Source organism: Stenotrophomonas sp. YJH_SMC_36, assembly GCF_059369935.1.
This window is the reverse complement of sequence record NZ_JCAFTD010000002.1, coordinates 451,231-466,601: the sequence shown is the minus strand read 5'-3', so window position 1 is coordinate 466,601 and position 15,371 is coordinate 451,231. Positions and strand designations below refer to the sequence as shown.

14 protein-coding genes and 3 tRNA genes are annotated in these 15,371 nt (G+C 65.5%); 13 read left to right on the top strand and 4 right to left on the bottom strand.

Annotated elements, in window-relative coordinates:
* Window positions 1–178: 178 nt before the first annotated feature.
* The 8 genes from ppnN to AC5P76_RS05390 all read left to right on the top strand — a co-directional run bounded on the left by ppnN (window position 179) and on the right by AC5P76_RS05390 (window position 9,546).
* The gene (gene ppnN, locus AC5P76_RS05425) at window positions 179–1,567 is read left to right on the top strand and encodes a nucleotide 5'-monophosphate nucleosidase PpnN (protein WP_253119581.1); all 1,389 of its coding nucleotides are present in this window, start codon (window positions 179–181) and stop codon (window positions 1,565–1,567) included.
* A gap of 162 nt (window positions 1,568–1,729) precedes the next feature.
* Window positions 1,730–2,248 carry a GspH/FimT family pseudopilin gene (locus tag AC5P76_RS05420; RefSeq protein WP_065175926.1) on the top strand — a complete coding sequence of 173 codons (519 nt, stop codon included), beginning with the start codon at window positions 1,730–1,732 and terminating at the stop codon, window positions 2,246–2,248.
* Window positions 2,245–2,712, top strand: coding sequence for a type IV pilus modification protein PilV (gene pilV, locus AC5P76_RS05415; RefSeq protein ID WP_053516615.1), 468 nt, complete (start codon window positions 2,245–2,247; stop codon window positions 2,710–2,712). The genes AC5P76_RS05420 and pilV overlap by 4 nt, the downstream gene beginning before the upstream one ends.
* Window positions 2,712–3,899, top strand: a complete 1,188-nt coding sequence (locus AC5P76_RS05410; protein WP_253119583.1) for a PilW family protein — start codon at window positions 2,712–2,714, stop codon at window positions 3,897–3,899. Before pilV ends, AC5P76_RS05410 begins: the two co-directional genes overlap by 1 nt.
* Before the next feature lie 7 nt (window positions 3,900–3,906).
* Window positions 3,907–4,395: a pilus assembly PilX family protein gene (locus AC5P76_RS05405; RefSeq protein WP_065181230.1), complete on the top strand. Its 489-nt coding sequence runs from the start codon at window positions 3,907–3,909 to the stop codon at window positions 4,393–4,395.
* Window positions 4,392–8,966: a pilus assembly protein gene (locus tag AC5P76_RS05400; RefSeq protein ID WP_253119586.1), complete on the top strand. Its 4,575-nt coding sequence runs from the start codon at window positions 4,392–4,394 to the stop codon at window positions 8,964–8,966. The genes AC5P76_RS05405 and AC5P76_RS05400 overlap by 4 nt, the downstream gene beginning before the upstream one ends.
* A gap of 23 nt (window positions 8,967–8,989) precedes the next feature.
* On the top strand, window positions 8,990–9,403 hold the full coding sequence (locus tag AC5P76_RS05395) for a type IV pilin protein (RefSeq protein ID WP_053516619.1): 414 nt from the start codon (window positions 8,990–8,992) through the stop codon (window positions 9,401–9,403).
* A gap of 66 nt (window positions 9,404–9,469) precedes the next feature.
* A tRNA-Asn gene (locus AC5P76_RS05390) sits at window positions 9,470–9,546 on the top strand.
* 57 nt (window positions 9,547–9,603) lie between these two features.
* Here the strand turns inward: AC5P76_RS05390 and AC5P76_RS05385 are convergent.
* Complete coding sequence (locus AC5P76_RS05385; protein ID WP_065181232.1) at window positions 9,604–10,134, bottom strand: GspH/FimT family pseudopilin; 531 nt, start codon at window positions 10,132–10,134, stop codon at window positions 9,604–9,606.
* Window positions 10,135–10,262: 128 nt separating this feature from the next.
* Here AC5P76_RS05385 and uvrB point away from each other — a divergent pair, with 128 nt between their 5' ends.
* The 3 genes from uvrB (at window position 10,263) to AC5P76_RS05370 (ending at window position 12,639) form a co-directional block, all read left to right on the top strand.
* Window positions 10,263–12,287: an excinuclease ABC subunit UvrB gene (gene uvrB / locus AC5P76_RS05380; protein ID WP_053520440.1), complete on the top strand. Its 2,025-nt coding sequence runs from the start codon at window positions 10,263–10,265 to the stop codon at window positions 12,285–12,287.
* A gap of 105 nt (window positions 12,288–12,392) precedes the next feature.
* Window positions 12,393–12,467: transfer RNA gene (locus AC5P76_RS05375), tRNA-Val, on the top strand.
* Window positions 12,468–12,564: 97 nt separating this feature from the next.
* Window positions 12,565–12,639, top strand: a tRNA-Val gene (locus AC5P76_RS05370).
* Between the two features lie 93 nt (window positions 12,640–12,732).
* On the opposite strand, the gene AC5P76_RS05365 is transcribed toward AC5P76_RS05370, so the two are convergent.
* A complete protein-coding gene (locus AC5P76_RS05365; RefSeq protein WP_253119589.1) occupies window positions 12,733–13,074 on the bottom strand; it encodes a hypothetical protein in 342 nt (113 codons plus the stop codon).
* A gap of 181 nt (window positions 13,075–13,255) precedes the next feature.
* On the opposite strand from AC5P76_RS05365, the gene AC5P76_RS05360 reads away from it, so the two are divergent.
* A complete protein-coding gene (locus tag AC5P76_RS05360; protein WP_164972405.1) occupies window positions 13,256–13,396 on the top strand; it encodes a hypothetical protein in 141 nt (46 codons plus the stop codon).
* 84 nt (window positions 13,397–13,480) lie between these two features.
* Here the strand turns inward: AC5P76_RS05360 and AC5P76_RS05355 are convergent, their stop codons facing one another.
* Together AC5P76_RS05355 and AC5P76_RS05350 are read right to left on the bottom strand one after the other, a co-directional pair.
* Window positions 13,481–13,765 (bottom strand): hypothetical protein, encoded by a 285-nt coding sequence (locus AC5P76_RS05355; RefSeq protein WP_065175865.1) that lies wholly within the window; start codon window positions 13,763–13,765, stop codon window positions 13,481–13,483.
* A gap of 28 nt (window positions 13,766–13,793) precedes the next feature.
* Window positions 13,794–14,561, bottom strand: coding sequence for a MipA/OmpV family protein (locus AC5P76_RS05350; RefSeq protein ID WP_053519970.1), 768 nt, complete (start codon window positions 14,559–14,561; stop codon window positions 13,794–13,796).
* Between the two features lie 137 nt (window positions 14,562–14,698).
* Between AC5P76_RS05350 and AC5P76_RS05345 the strand changes: the two genes are divergently transcribed.
* Window positions 14,699–15,370, top strand: a complete 672-nt coding sequence (locus tag AC5P76_RS05345; RefSeq protein ID WP_065175867.1) for a response regulator transcription factor — start codon at window positions 14,699–14,701, stop codon at window positions 15,368–15,370.
* Window position 15,371 lies beyond the last annotated feature (1 nt).

Genomic DNA, 15,371 nt, shown 5'->3' with positions numbered 1-15,371 from the left:
GCAGTGGCCACGACATCGGCGTAGCATCCGGGTTCGTGCGCGGCGCCGATGCCGCAGATGCGGTCCCGGAATGGCGAACGCGGTCAGCACATATCCAACGGTCGGGATTCCCGGCCGTTTTGCTTTTTAAGGGGGCGGCAGTACAGTCGGAAACCTTGAAGGAAGCGAAACGTTGGATATGACCACGAACGAAAAGGCGGCCCGTGCGCTGCCGGTACAGGACGCGCGGATCTACCCGCGCGGGGGGCTGGATGTGCTGTCGCGGGCAGAAGTGGCGCGCCTGCGCGACGCCTCCGGCGGCGGCATGCACGAGCTGCTGCGCCGCTGCGCGCTGGCTGTGCTGACCAGCGGCAGTGCGTCGGATGATCCGCGCGCGGCGCGCGATCTCTATCCCGACTTCGACATCCAGGTCGCGCAGCAGGATCGCGGTGTGCGCATCGACCTGGTCAACGCGCCGGCGATGGCCTTCGTCGATGGCGAAATCATCCGCGGCGTGGCCGAGCTGCTGTTTGCCGTGGTCCGCGACCTCGCGTACATGGCCATCGAAATGGGCCCGGCCTACGCGGCCGAACTGGAGTCTTCCGAAGGCATCACCAATGCGGTGTTCGGCCTGCTGCGCAACGCCCGCATCCTCAACCCCGGTGACCCGAACCTGGTGGTCTGCTGGGGCGGTCACTCGATCTCGCGCGATGAATACCTGTACACCAAGCAGGTGGGCTACGAGCTGGGCCTGCGCGGCTTGGACATCTGCACCGGTTGCGGACCGGGTGCGATGAAGGGCCCGATGAAGGGGGCCACGATCGCCCACGCCAAGCAGCGCAAGACGGTGACGCGCTACATCGGCCTGACCGAGCCGGGCATCATCGCCGCGGAATCGCCCAACCCGATCGTCAACCATCTGGTGATCATGCCGGACATCGAGAAGCGCCTGGAGGCGTTCGTCCGCATCGGTCACGGCATCATTGTGTTTGCCGGTGGTGTCGGCACCGCCGAGGAGATCCTGTACCTGCTCGGTATCCTGCTGCGCGACGAGAACAAGGACCTGCCGTTCCCTCTGATCCTGACCGGCCCGACCGTGGCTGCGCCGTATTTCGAACAGATCGACCGCTTCATCCGGCTGACCCTGGGCGATGCCGCCGCAGAGCGTTACGAGATCATCATCGGCGACCCGGTTGCCGTGGCCAAGAAGATGTCCGCCGGTATCAAGCGCGTGCGCGAGCATCGCCTGGCGCAGAAGGATTCGTTCTTCTTCAACTGGTCCATCGAGATTCCGTGGGAGTACCAGCAGCCCTTCGTGCCGACGCATGAGGCCATGGCTGCACTGGATCTGCACCATGGGCGTGCGCCGCATGCCCTTGCGGCGGACCTGCGTCGTGCCTTCTCCGGCATCGTTGCCGGCAATGTGAAGGAGGATGGCATGCGCCGCATCGAGCAGTTCGGGCCGTTCCAGATCCACGGTGACCCGGACATGATGCAGGCCCTGGACGCGCTGCTGCGCGCCTTCGTCGAGCAGCGCCGGATGAAGATCTCCGGCGAGTACCAGCCCTGTTACCAGGTGCTGGCCTGAGACCGTGCCGGCGCGATGGGGATCGCGCCGGCAGCGGTGGGGAAGGGCGGTTCGTCAAGCGTTTGACGCCCGTCGCCCCGGATTGACCGTTCATCCTGCCGCCGCTTGCTGGCGGCAGGGTGATGGCCCATGGTGGCGATCAATACGCTGGGGAGCGTCCACATGTCTTTGCGCCGGCAGAACGGCTTCACGCTGGTTGAGTTGATGATCGCGGTGGTCGTGCTGGGCGTGCTGGCGACGATCGCGTTTCCGAGCTTCCAGAGCACCATCCGCTCCAACCGCATCGCCACCACCAGCAATGACCTCATCGCGTCGATGGCGCTGGCCCGCAGTGAAGCGGTGAAGAACCGCAGGGGCGGCGGGGTGTGTGCCTCTGCCGGAGGCACGTCCTGTGATGGCGACAGCTGGACCGATGGCTGGCTGGTCTGGGCAGACAGCAACGGCGACGGCGCGCTCAGTGCCGGCGAAACCGTCCTGCGCTACAGCCCCGGACGTTCGGCGCTGGTCGCCGTCGGTACGCCCGACCTGTCGGTGAGTTTCGACCCGCGGGGCCGCAATCGCGCTAATGCCACGCTCGACCTGACGCTGCGCCCGGAAAACTGCGGCAAGCAGCCGCTGCAGCGCACGCTTCGCCTGTCCCCGACCGGGCAGGTGCGTCTGTTGAAGGAGGACTGCAAGTGAGAACGCCCCGTTTCCGTTCCCCGCGCAACGCACAGGGCGGCTTCAGCCTGATCGAGGTATTGATCGCGATCCTGGTGCTGGGGGTCGGTTTGCTGGGTTTCGCACTGCTGCAGACGATGAACGTGCGCTTCGTGCAGAGCGCCAACTATCGCACCCAGGCGACCAACCTGACCTACGAAATGCTTGATCAGCTGCGGATGAACCGCTCGATGGCACCGTCCTACGTGGGCGACTACACCGCGACCACCGCGGCCAAGAACTGCCTGCCACCGGTCGGCAACGACATCGGCAAGGACGCGTTCACCCTGGACTGGACCTGCCGTCTCGGCAAGGCCCTGGGGGATGGGGCCACGGCCAAGGTCGCACGTGCCGGCACCCAGTACACGGTCAGCGTGACGTGGGGTGACGAGCGCTGGAACGCCGACGCCAGCGATACCACCTTCAGTGCCGGGAGCCGCCTGTGATGCGCGTGCCTTCCCCGGCCCGGCGCATGGCCGGCCTGTCCATGGTCGAACTGATGATCGCGCTGACCATTGGCGTGATCGTCATGCTCGGTGTCGTCCAGGTGTTCGCGGCCTCGCGTGCTGCCTATCAGCTGTCCGATGGCCTGGCGCGCGTGCAGGAGAACAGTCGCTTCGCCATGGATACCCTGCAGCGCGAACTGCGCATGGCAGGTCATTTCGGCTGCGTCAACGATCAGGCCCGGCAGTCGCCGGATGGCGTCTCGCTGTTTACGACGTTCGCGGCCACGCCTCATCCGGCGCTGGACTTCCAGCGATCCATCCAGGGCTACGAGGCGACCGATACGGCACCCGGCGATGCGGTGACGCTGCCGGCCACTCCGGCGACGGGCGGCACCGCGTACACGCCTGCATTGCCCGATGAATTCGCTGCGGCGCTGCCCAACCGGGTCAACGGCAGCGACATCGTCGCCCTGCGATACCTGATGCCGGACGGCGTGCCGGTCACGGCTTCCGGCGGTACCGTCGCGCAGCCGGTTTTCAGTTTCGACAAGGCGCGACTCGCCGTGCTGCAGAGTGGCGTTGCCGATTCCGGGCTGTACGGCGCTGCCGACTGCGCCAGTGCCACCGTTTTCCAGGCGCGCAGCATCGACAAGGCAGGGGGCACGATCACCTTCGGCGATGCACCGAACAATGCGAGCAACTTCATCCGTCCGGTGACCGCAGGCCAGGCGATGCTGCATCGTGCGGAAAGCGCTGTGTACTACGTGGGCTACGACGCTGCCAGCGCACGTTCCTCACTGTACCGTGTGCGTTTCAACGCCACGCCCAACGGTGCGCTGGTCGCCGGCGCGCCGGAGGCCCTGGTGGAGGGTGTGGAGAACATGCAGCTGCTGTACGGCCAGGATCGTCGCCTGACCAGTGCCTACCCGACCGGCTTCATTGATCGCCAGGGTACCGCTGCCACCGTGCAGGCATCGGCCAATCCCAACATCAACGCCTGGCGGCGCGTGGGCGCCGTGCAGATGGGCCTGGTGATGGCCAGTCCCGATCCCTCGGCAGCCCCTCAGGCCGACCAGAATGCGGTACTGACCTCGATGGGCGTGACATTCACCGCGCCCGAGGACGGCCGCATGCGCGCCGTTTACCAGACCACCATCGCCCTCCGCAATCGCCTCTTCGGCAACTGAGGCCACCATGCATCCGCGCCCGCGCCCCCCCTCCTTCGCATCGCACCGCCAACAGCGCGGCGCGGTGCTGTATGTCGCCCTGATCATGTTGATCCTGCTGGCCCTGATCGGCATCGCCGGCATGCAGGTGACCGGCATGCAGGAACGCATGGCCGCCAACTACCTGCGCTCGAACCAGGCGTTCCAGAACGCCGAGGCCGACGTGCGTTCGCAGGAAGCGGCGATCCAGGCTGTCATCGACAGCGGCAAGATCTTCGAGGCCAACCAGGAAGAGTGCAGCCCGGTGTTCGACCCGGCGACCTGGGCCGATGGCAAGACCACGGCAACGGCGATCAATACCCGCCGCCTGGACAAATGCGTGCCGGTCGGGCCGCTGGGCCTGGGGCGGCGCAAGAACGAAGAGACCGAGAACATCTACCAGATCACCGTGTTGGCCAGTGACGATCCGGCCAATCCTTCTTCCAGCGCCGTCATCGACACGATCTTCATTCCATGAATACTCCGCGCCGATTCTCCCGCCTTGTCTCCTCCCCGTGGCTGCGTGCAGGCACCGCCGCTGCCGTGCTGGTGGGCGTGGGCGCACTGGTCTATCCGCTGTTCGCTGCGCTTGGCGACTATGACATCGCGCAGGAGCCGCTCTACAGCAAGAAGACACAGCCGCCGCTGATGATGATGGTGATGTCGCGCGACGAGCAGCTGTTCAACAAGGCCTACAGCGACTACAGCGATCTGGACGAGGACGGCACGCTCGACACCACCTACCAGGACAAGTTCGACTATTCCGGGTACTTCGACTCCAATCTCTGCTACACGTACAGCAGCAGCCAGTTCAAGGCCACGGCCCAGGCGACCGGCACGCAAAGGCACACCTGCTCGGGTACCTGGTCGGGCAACTTCCTCAACTGGGCGACCATGAGCCGCCTGGATGTGATGCGCTACGTGCTGTACGGCGGCCATCGCATCACCGATACCGCCAGCAAGACGGTACTGGAGCGGGCGCAGATTCCCAACGACCTGCATGCCTGGGTCAAGGTCTACAGCGGCGCCGACATCAACAACTTCACCCCGTACAAGACGACCATGTCGTTCTGCAACGCCAGCATCAGTGCCACCGGCGCGCCGCTGATGCGTGTTGCCAGCGGCAGCTGGGGTGAATGGGCCTCGACTGCCGGGCGGCAGTGCATTACCGGGCGCACGGATGAGGGCAAGGATGACTCCCCCGGTTCGGCGACTGATCTGAATGTACGCGTCGAGGTCTGCGCCACCGGTTCAGGAACTTTCCAGGAGGCGTTCTGCCGCAAGTACAACGACGGCACCCGGGACTACCTGAAACCGGCGGGACTGCTGCAGTCCTATGGTGAAAGTGGCCGACTGCGGTTTGGTCTGGTCACCGGCACCTACGTCAATCCGCGCGATGGTGGCGTGGTCCGCCGCAACATCGGCAAGATCGCCGGCAACGGCACGACCTTCTGTGCGGCCGGCGATGAGATCAACCTGTCCAATGGCCAGTTCTGCAACACGCTGACGGGCGGGGCAGAGGGCATCATCAATACGATCTCCAACTTCCGTATCGACCAGTGGAACTGGAAGGACAACTGGAACGACTGCAACGCCTACAGCATCCTCAATCGGCAGGGTTTCAACGGCAACGGCAATCTGACCGATCCAGGCAATGCGTCCAAGAACTGCAGTGCCTGGGGCAATCCGCTGGCGGAGATGTATGCCGAGGCGCTGCGCTACATCAAGGGTGAAACGAAGGGGATCTACAGTGCCACCGGTGATCTCAGCGGCCTGCCCAATTCGGTGGCGTGGAAAGATCCGTACCGCTCGCCGAACAACGGCGGCAACTCCTACTGCGCCACCTGCAACATCCTGGTGATGTCCTCGGGCCTGCCGTCCTTCGACAGCGACAACATCGGTACGGTCAACGGCCTGACCACGGCAGCGGCGGCCACCGATGCGATCGGCAACCTGGAGAAGATCACCGGTGGCAGCTACATGGCAGGCCGTGTGGGCCTGACCGAGCGCTATGCCTCGATCAATACCCATGAGGACATCTGCCGGGCGGCCAAGGTCACCGGTCTGTCGCTCGTGCGCGGCATCTGCCCGGACGTGCCGTCCACGGAAGGCAGTTATCTGATCTCGGGGTTGGCCAAAGCTGCTGCCGAGACTGATCTGCGCCCGGGCGTGCAGGACAAACCCAACACCTACAAGCTGACCGCCACCACCTACACCGTGGCCATGGCCGAAAGCCTGCCGAAGTTCGAGATTCCGGTGGGCAACGGCAAGATCACCCTGGCGCCCCTGTGCCAGGCCAACAACAGCGAAGGGGCCGGTATCAACAGTGGCGGCTGGCGCAGCTGCTTCCTCGGCTCGGTCGGCATTGGTACCAAGCGGTCAGCGGTATCGCCGAACTACGTCTATGGCCGTGACTATCGTGCCGATGGCAAGGCCGGCAGCTTCTCGCTGGTCTGGGAGGATTCGCTGTGGGGCAATGACCACGACAACGATGTGGTCTCCATGCTCAGCTACTGCGTAGGCAGCACCTGCAGCGACGGTGGCACGACGCCATTCCGCAACATCTGCTGGCGCTCCAACAGTGGTGAATGCAACAACAACGCCGTTCGCAACAAGGTCGGCGAAGACGAAGTGCTGGTCCGCATCGAGAACCTGTCCGCCTATGCAGGCAACGCGATGCTGACCGGCTACACGATCGTGGGCTCCAATGCGGCTGACAACGTGCAGCGGCTGGTGCTGCGTCCGGGTAACCGCAATGGTTCGGTGTTGAGCACCAGCGCCGATCCGCCGGCTACCTGGACCGGCGCGGTCGTGGTGCGCTACAAGCTGGGTACCGGTCAGGCCGGGCAGCTGGAAAGCCCGCTGTGGTACGCCGCCAAGTACGGCGTGCCGGAAGGCAAGAAGTGGGACAGCAAGGTGCCGGGTGTACCGGACAACTACTTCCTGGCACGCAATCCGGCCAAGCTGAAGTCCGCGCTGGAATCGATCTTCGACAGCGCTGCGGCTGGCGAGGCCCCGGTCGGTGGCAGCGGCACCGGCGCCCGTGTCAACGCCGGCTCCTTCACCGTGTCCGCGCACTACACGGTGCCGTCGGGCTCGAACGACTGGACCGGTGATGTCATCGCCAGCCAGACCACGAGCACCGGAGGCGCCGGCGCTGAACTGTGGCGTGCGTCGACCAAGATGAGCGCCTCCGGGCGGACCATCGTGATGTCGACCGCACCCACCTATGTGAACACGTCCAACCAACTGGTGCCGGTGGCAGCGGCCGATTTCACCGCCGACAACGTTCCCGGGCGTGATCGCGCCGAGAAGCTCGGCAACATGGGGCTCAACACGGTGCCGAACTGGTTCGGTTCGCACACCGTGGCGGATCTGGTCAGTTACCTGCGCGGCTCACCGGTGAGCGGTTTCCGCCCGCGCAGCTCACTGCTCGGCGATATCGTCAATTCCAGCGTGGAGATTGTGTCCAACAAGGACGACTACGGCTTCACCTCGTGGCAGGCGCAGGGGGGAGTGAGCTGGAAGACCACGCTCGGTTTGAGCTATCGGGCCTACCTGGCGACCAAGGTGGCAAACGGTGGCCCACCTTCGATGGTCTACGTCGGTGCGAACGACGGCATGCTGCATGGCTTCAATGCCAGCACCGGCACCTCGGCGGGCAGCGAGCAGTTCGCCTTCATTCCATCGGCTTCGCTGCAGCACATGGCGGAGCTGGCCAACCCCACCTATGGACATCGCTACTACGTGGACGGCGGACTGACCTCGTCGGACGTCTACTACGGCGATGCCTGGCGCACGGTACTGGTCGGTTCGACCGGCGGCGGCGGCGCGTCGCGCGGGCCGTCGGCCACGGCAGTGGGCAACGGTTCGGTGTTCGCCCTGGATATCAGCAATCCGACCGGATTCACCGCCAGCAACGTGCTGTGGGAGATTTCCGGCAAGACCGAGTCGGACCTGGGCTTCGTCATGGGCAAGCCGGTCGTGGTGCCCGTCGCCGGCCCCAACGCGGACAGTCCGCCCCGGTTCGTCGCCCTGTTCGGCAACGGTGTCAATTCCAGCACCGGCCGACCGGTGCTCTATGTGGTCGACATCCGCACCGGCGAGATCCTCAAGCGCGTGTACCCCACGGCGGGCAAGTACGCAGTCGCCAATGGCCTCAACCATGTCACCGCGGTAGCGCTGCACAACAGCAGTGGCCTGGCCGATACCGTCTATGGCGGCGACATGCAGGGCAACATGTGGCGCTTCGACCTGCGCGGCGGTGATCCCAGCGCCTGGAATGTGGCCCTCAACGGCGCGCCGCTGTTCACCGCAGTGCGCAGCGCTGTCGCCCAGCCGATTACCGGCGCGATCGAAGTCTCGGCGGGGCCGGGCGGTGGCGTCAGCCTGTTCTTCGGTACCGGTCGCTACTTCACCGCTGACGACAATGCAGTGACCCGTAATTCGCCGGTGCAGACGCTGTATGGGCTCTGGGACAACCTCTCCACTGCCATTTCCAGCCGTGATTCGCTGGTGGGGCAGACCGTCAGTGCCAATGGTGCCGGCTTCCGTGACGTGTCGGGCAACGGCGTGGACTACGCGAGCAAGCGCGGCTGGTACGTCGACCTGATCGTGGGTTCCGATGTGGAAGGTGAGCGCTTCTTCGGCTATCCGACGCTGCAGGGCGGCGCGGTGATGTTCACCACCTATGTGCCCGGGCAGGCGGTCTGCGGCACCGGCGGCGGCACCAACTGGCGCTATCGCCTGAACATGCTGACCGGCCAGCCGGCGATGAGCGGCTTGACCGACGAGGTCGGCGGAAACGCGCTGTGCGGCGCCAACTGCGGTGCCGGTGCGCTGACCCGCGGCGGAGACATCGCAACCGGTGCCCCCGTGCTGTCCACCAATGTCAACAGCACCACCTTGAAGGGCTGCGATCCCAGCGATCCGAAGTGCACGGTCGATGGATCGCTGGACCGCTGCATCGTGGCTCTGAACACGCCGGGCGCGGATACTGCGTATGGCCAGCGAGCCTGTGGTCGCCAGTCGTGGCGCCAGATCCGATGACTACCAGGAATACGGGAGCTGCCATGCGCACATCCAGCAGACAACAGCAGGTAACGGGCTTCACCCTGATCGAACTGATGATCACCGTTGCCGTCATCGCGGTACTTGCGGCTGTGGCGCTGCCCTCCTACCAGCGACATGTGCTGAAGACGCACCGCGCGATGGCCAAGGCTGACCTGGTCGAGATCGCGCAGCTGCTCGAGCGGCATCACACCGTGCAGAACAGCTACGACGGATTCTCGCTGCCGTTCAGCCAGTCGCCGCGGCAGGGCTCGGCCCGCTATGCCATATCGTTCGACGGCAAGGCGACCGCCGGGACCTATACCCTGCAGGCGGTTCCGGAAACCGGCCAGGACAAGGACGCGTGCGGCACGCTGACACTCGATCAGGCGGGCCGCAAGACGCCGGACAGCAAGACCAACCCGGAGTGCTGGTAAGACGGCAGCGGCGAGTGTGGAAGGGGCTTGCACCCCACTTCTGGAATTGGCTAGAATGCGCACCCCGCCCGAATAGCTCAGCCGGTTAGAGCACTTGACTGTTAATCAGGGGGTCGTTGGTTCGAGTCCAACTTCGGGCGCCAGTTTCGAGAAAGCCGCGAGCAATCGCGGCTTTTTTCGTTGGGGCATGCCGCGCGGGATCAGCAGGGCGTAGGCACGCGTGGGCGCAGGCTCCGGATCCGTCCGGGGATGTTGATGATCACGCGGCTGTGTTCCAGGCCCTGCACGCACAGCACGATGGACTGGTTGGTGCCGGCGTTGCGCCCGTCAGCGCGGAATCGGATGTGGGCGCGATGGTCGCTCGCCCGCAGTTCCACATGGCGATGGCGGTTCTCCTGGGTGTGCAGCAGGGTGGTCATTCCCCCGCTGGCCACCCGCGGCTCAACCTGAACGCGCCAGCCCTGGCTCCAGCGGTTGTCGCAGCGGCTGCCGTCGCCGGAGCCGCACACGGTGACCGGGCGTCCCTCGGTGATGGCGGTGCTGCGCGCCAGCGACAGGCTGCCGACCAGCTGGGCACGCAGGGATTCGGCCTGCAGCTGGCGCATCGCGCGCTGCCAGGGGCGCCAGGCCACAGCCAGCAGTACGCACAGGATCATCAGGACCACCAGCATTTCAGGCAGGTGGAGCCCCCGGGCCTTGCGCGCGGGGTGTTTGCAGAGGGTCTGGAGCATGCCCCCAGCCTGCCGGCCCCGCCGGCCGGTCTCCATTGGAGGTTGGCGCGTCGGGGTGTCCGGCTTCCCCTCAGCCGGCCGTCACCGGATGCCCCGTATACTGGGCGTTCCCGGGATCTGGCAACATCATGAGCGACAGTTTTGAACTCGTCTCGCCGTATTCACCGGCGGGCGACCAGCCGAACGCCATCGCGAAGCTGACCAGCAATTTCGAGTCCGGCATCGCCAAGCAGACGCTGCTGGGTGTGACCGGCTCGGGCAAGACCTACACCATCGCCAATGTCATCCAGCAGATCCAGAAGCCGACGCTGATCATGGCGCCGAACAAGACGCTGGCCGCACAGCTGTACGGTGAATTCAAGGCGTTCTTCCCGCACAACGCGGTGGAGTATTTCGTCAGCTACTACGACTACTACCAGCCGGAGGCCTATGTGCCGTCGTCGGACACCTTCATCGAGAAGGACAGTTCGATCAACGAGCACATCGAGCAGATGCGGCTGGCGGCGACCAAAACCCTGCTGTCGCGGCCCGACGCGATCGTGGTGGCCACCGTGTCGGCGATCTACGGCCTGGGTGCGCCCGAGGATTACCTGTCGCTGCGCCTGATCCTGTCCAAGGGCGAACGCATCGACCAGCGCGACCTGATCAATCATCTGACGCAGCTGCAGTACACCCGCAACGAGTACGAGCTGCAGCGCGGCACCTTCCGCGTGCGCGGCGAAGTGATCGACGTGTTCCCGGCGGAGTCGGACAGCGAGGCGCTGCGCATCGAGCTGTTCGATGGCGAGGTCGAGAAGATCACGATGTTCGATCCGCTCACCGGCGAAACCCTGCGCAACCTGATGCGCTTCACCGTCTACCCGAAGACCCACTATGCGACGACCCGCGAACGCGTGCTCGCGGCGATCGAGACCATCAAGGTGGAACTGAAGGAGCGGCTTGAGCAGCTCTACGCACAGAACAAGCTGGTCGAGGCGCAGCGTCTTGCCCAGCGCACCCAGTTCGACCTGGAGATGATGGCCGAGGTCGGCTACTGCAACGGCATCGAGAACTACTCGCGGCATCTCACCGGCAAGGGCCCTGGCGAGCCACCGCCGACCCTGTTCGATTACCTGCCGGCCGACGCGCTGCTGGTGATTGACGAATCGCACGTGACCATTCCGCAGATCGGCGCGATGTTCAAGGGCGACCGGTCGCGCAAGGAAACCCTGGTCGAGTTCGGCTTCCGCCTGCCCTCGGCGCTGGACAACCGCCCGCTGCGTTTCGAAGAGTGGGAGGCGCGCTCGCCGCGCAGCATCTATGTGTCGGCCACGCCAGGCCCGTATGAAATGCGCGAGTCGGGCGACGAAGTGACCGAGCTGGTGGTGCGGCCGACCGGCCTGATCGACCCGATGGTGGAGATCCGCCCGGTCGCCACCCAGGTCGACGATCTGATGAGCGAGGCCAACGAGCGCATCAAGGCCGGTGACCGCGTGCTGGTTACCACGCTGACCAAGCGCATGGCCGAGAACCTGACCGAGTATCTCACCGAGCATGGCATCCGCGTGCGCTACCTGCATTCGGACGTCGACACCGTCGAGCGCGTGGAGATCATCCGTGACCTGCGCCTGGGCAAGTTCGACGTGCTGGTCGGCATCAACCTGCTGCGCGAGGGCTTGGACATGCCGGAGGTGTCGCTGGTGGCGATCCTGGACGCGGACAAGGAGGGATTCCTGCGCTCCACCGGTTCGCTGATCCAGACCATCGGCCGTGCGGCCCGCAATGTGCGTGGCAAGGCCATCCTGTATGCCGACAAGGTGACCCGTTCGATGCAGGCCGCGATCGACGAGACCGACCGCCGACGCGCCAAGCAGGTCGAGTACAACGAAGAGCACGGGATCATTCCGCGCTCGGTGGCGCGTCCGATCACCGACGTACTGGAAGGTGCCCGATCCGAAGCGGCCGAGAAGGAATCGCGCAAGGGAAAAGGCAAGGGCAGGCCTGGAGTGGCCGAGGATGTGGCCGACTACCGCGCGCTCGGGCCGGCGCAGCTGGCGGCGCGTCTCAAGGCTCTGGAACAGCAGATGTACCAGCACGCCAAGGACCTGGAATTCGAGGACGCGGCCCGCGTCCGCGACCAGATCCGACAGCTGAAGGAGGCCAGCCTGGGCTGAACGCGACAGTGCCGCACGTCTTCACAAAAGTGTTGCGCTTCCGGGCCGGCATCCGTAATATACGCGGCCTGCACCGACGCATTCGCGGACGTTCAGACCCCAAACGGGCGGTTAGCTCAGCGGTAGAGCACTACCTTGACATGGTAGGGGTCACAGGTTCGAACCCTGTACCGCCCACCACGACGTTCTCGAAAGAGGGCGGTCGTGAATTGAAAGCCCGGCCCTGGCGCCGGGTTTTTACGTAAAGAGGCCCGCTGGCGGGCCGCAGTAACACGATGGGCGGTTAGCTCAGCGGTAGAGCACTACCTTGACATGGTAGGGGTCACAGGTTCGAACCCTGTACCGCCCACCACCTGGCTCCCGGCCCTGCCGGTGCAGCGGTGGTAATACGAAAGGCCGGCCATCGCCGGCTTTTTTCATGGGCGCATGCAATGGCCGCGTGATGTCACGTCCGCGTGGCCCGGTGGTCAATGACGAGCGTCCGCCGTATCCGCCAGTGCCCATCGATACGCTCCCACAGCTGGATCATGCGTGCCTCGCCGACGATTTCGCGATGGCCATCGGCCTGTTCCTGCGACAGGCACTGCTGTCCCACCCGCAGCAGTCGATCCTGGCGCAGGTGGAAGAGCCGCAGGCTGGCAGGTTCCAGTTCGCGCTGCATGGCGGGCTGCGCCACCCTCGTCGATGATTCGGACTGTAGGGGCAGATCGACCAGCACGGGCTCGTCGGCACTGGTGGCGTGACCGAACGCGCCAGCGCACAGCAGCAACAGGGCAAGCATCGGCATGGCACGGTGCTCCAGCGGGAAAGTGCAGGCAGACTGGCACTTCGCCGCCGGGCCCACAGCCAGCCTGCGACGAACACCCGGATTGAGCCGCCAAACGCAGCCAGGCGCCGATGAATCCGCACCGGGCAGGCGTAGACTTGCGGCGCCCGCGCAATCGCGGCCATCACAAGGAGCAGCTGCAATGAGCGATCACGTTCCCGTTTCCAGGCCCAACCCGCTGCTCGACCTGTTGTTCGGCGGCAACATGCTGGCAGGCACGTTCAAGGCCGTGGTCTGGGTGGCCATCCTGTGTGCCGTGCTGGCCTGGACGACCTGCCGCTGATGGCGCGCCTGCGTGCCGGCGTGCCGCACACTCGGACACGCGTGGCCCGCATCGGCTGCGGACGGGTGCCGTTCTGGGGGGCGGTCAGGCGCTGAAGGCCTGGCGCAGGCTGCGCAGTGTCGCCTGGCGGTGCTCCGTCGTGCAGGGCTCACCCATCTCCAGTTCCTGCAGGCGAAGGCCGATCAGGGTCATCGACAGGGCGTAGCCGCGTGCCGCGTCGGCTACCTTCGACAGGCCCACTGCACGACGGGTCAGCGCATCGACGTGGTCCAGGTCCGGCAGAAGGCCGAGATACGCGCGTTCGGCGCTGTCCAGATCGGGGGCGCGCAGGATCGCGTGCGCATCGGCTGCGGGGCTGGGGGAGGCCATGGGGATTCCTCGTCCGGGGAGCGCTCGGTCAGAACGAACGCATCAGGGAAATGAAGGCGGATGTCTGACTGCCACGGCGCGCCATCGGGCTGTCCTTGACCGCATCGCCGAACCATTGGTTGGCCACTACGCCGGTGGCGCGCCATCTGCTGCCCAGTGGCGTGCTGACCGCGATCTGCACGCTCGGCGAGGTGGCGCTGCCGGGGCTGTAGGCGGCCAGGCCCGAACGCAGTGCTTCCTCGTCGCTGATGCCGTAGTAGTAATCGAGCAGGCGCGCACTGGAGTGCACCACTCCGGCCCTCGGCACCCAGGTGAAACGACCGGCCTGCAGCGGATAGCTGTAGTACAGGCTTGATTCCAGGCCGCCACCATGGCCGCTGATCTCGCGCATCACACTGGCTTCGACGATGCCCCAGTCGGCGCTGTATTCGGCATTGATGCCTCCCATCGCCGACATCTGCCGGCTGTGCAGGCGGCGCAGCTGTGGATCGTTCACGTCATCGGTCTTGAAGCGCAGCGTGTAGGGCGTGAGCGCCGCCGACAGGCGCAGGCCCTCGCCCTTGTACAGGTACATGCCCAGCGAGCCGGGGCTGGCGAAGAAGCGCTCGCCCTGCCAGGAGAGGGCGGGCACGACCAATGGCTTGACGTCGTAGTGCGCGTAGGCGCCCGATGTCGCGCCGACCGTGATCCCGGCCTTCACGCCGGGTGTCTGCTCCGCCGCCTGGGCCAGCAGCGGCATCGACAGCACGGCGGAGAACAGCATCGGGCGCAGCAGGGCAGAGGGCGACAAGGGCATCGATCGACAGCTTTGCAGGGGATGAGGCTGCATGCTGCGGTGTCAACATTGTCGCAACATTGCGTCGATGCATACGGAGCGCGACGGGGCCCTGGCTGGCACAATGATCCGAACCGTTTCCCGCAGCAGAGACCTCCATGCGCATTCTTCTGGTCGAAGATGATCCCGACCTCTCGCGGGCCCTGCAGTCCGGGCTGGAGCGGCAGGGCGTGGTCGCCGACGTGGTCGGCAGCCTCGCCGAAGCCGCCATCGCGTTGCGCGAACCGGTGCACCAGCTGATGCTGCTCGACCGCCAGCTGCCGGACGGCGATGGTGCCACCTTCGTCGCCACCGCACGCACGTTGCGGCCGAATCTGGCGGTGATCATGCTGACCGCCAAGGGCACGCTGTCGGACAAGGTCGAGGGCCTGGATGTCGGTGCCGATGACTATCTGGTCAAGCCGGTGGCGATCGAAGAACTGATGGCACGCATCCGCGCGGTATCGCGTCGGCCATCGGCGATGGTCACCCCCAGCCTGCGGCTTGGGCAGCTGGAATTCGACTTCGAATCGCTGCAGGCGCAGGTGCAGGGCCAGACACTGGCACTGCCGCGCCGCCAGGTGCTGGTGCTGCAGGCGCTGGCGATGAGGCAGGGGCGCACGGTCACGCGCAGCGCATTGGAGGCGGCGGTCTACGGTTTCGATGACGAGATCCAGTCCAACGCGCTGGATGCGCACATCTCCAAACTGCGCAAGGCGCTGCAACAGGCGGGCGCTGGCGTGGAGATCCATGTCATCCGCGGCGTCGGCTACCTGCTGGCGGAGGCCTGAC

Coding starts and splice junctions, on each gene's coding strand:
- ppnN (WP_253119581.1), top strand. CDS start 179: ATGACCACGAACGAAAAGGCGGCCCGTGCGCTGCCGGTACAGGACGCG.
- AC5P76_RS05420 (WP_065175926.1), top strand. CDS start 1,730: ATGTCTTTGCGCCGGCAGAACGGCTTCACGCTGGTTGAGTTGATGATC.
- AC5P76_RS05410 (WP_253119583.1), top strand. CDS start 2,712: ATGCGCGTGCCTTCCCCGGCCCGGCGCATGGCCGGCCTGTCCATGGTC.
- AC5P76_RS05405 (WP_065181230.1), top strand. CDS start 3,907: ATGCATCCGCGCCCGCGCCCCCCCTCCTTCGCATCGCACCGCCAACAG.
- AC5P76_RS05400 (WP_253119586.1), top strand. CDS start 4,392: ATGAATACTCCGCGCCGATTCTCCCGCCTTGTCTCCTCCCCGTGGCTG.
- AC5P76_RS05395 (WP_053516619.1), top strand. CDS start 8,990: ATGCGCACATCCAGCAGACAACAGCAGGTAACGGGCTTCACCCTGATC.
- AC5P76_RS05385 (WP_065181232.1), bottom strand. CDS start 10,134: ATGCTCCAGACCCTCTGCAAACACCCCGCGCGCAAGGCCCGGGGGCTC.
- uvrB (WP_053520440.1), top strand. CDS start 10,263: ATGAGCGACAGTTTTGAACTCGTCTCGCCGTATTCACCGGCGGGCGAC.
- AC5P76_RS05365 (WP_253119589.1), bottom strand. CDS start 13,074: ATGCCGATGCTTGCCCTGTTGCTGCTGTGCGCTGGCGCGTTCGGTCAC.
- AC5P76_RS05360 (WP_164972405.1), top strand. CDS start 13,256: ATGAGCGATCACGTTCCCGTTTCCAGGCCCAACCCGCTGCTCGACCTG.
- AC5P76_RS05355 (WP_065175865.1), bottom strand. CDS start 13,765: ATGGCCTCCCCCAGCCCCGCAGCCGATGCGCACGCGATCCTGCGCGCC.
- AC5P76_RS05350 (WP_053519970.1), bottom strand. CDS start 14,561: ATGCCCTTGTCGCCCTCTGCCCTGCTGCGCCCGATGCTGTTCTCCGCC.
- AC5P76_RS05345 (WP_065175867.1), top strand. CDS start 14,699: ATGCGCATTCTTCTGGTCGAAGATGATCCCGACCTCTCGCGGGCCCTG.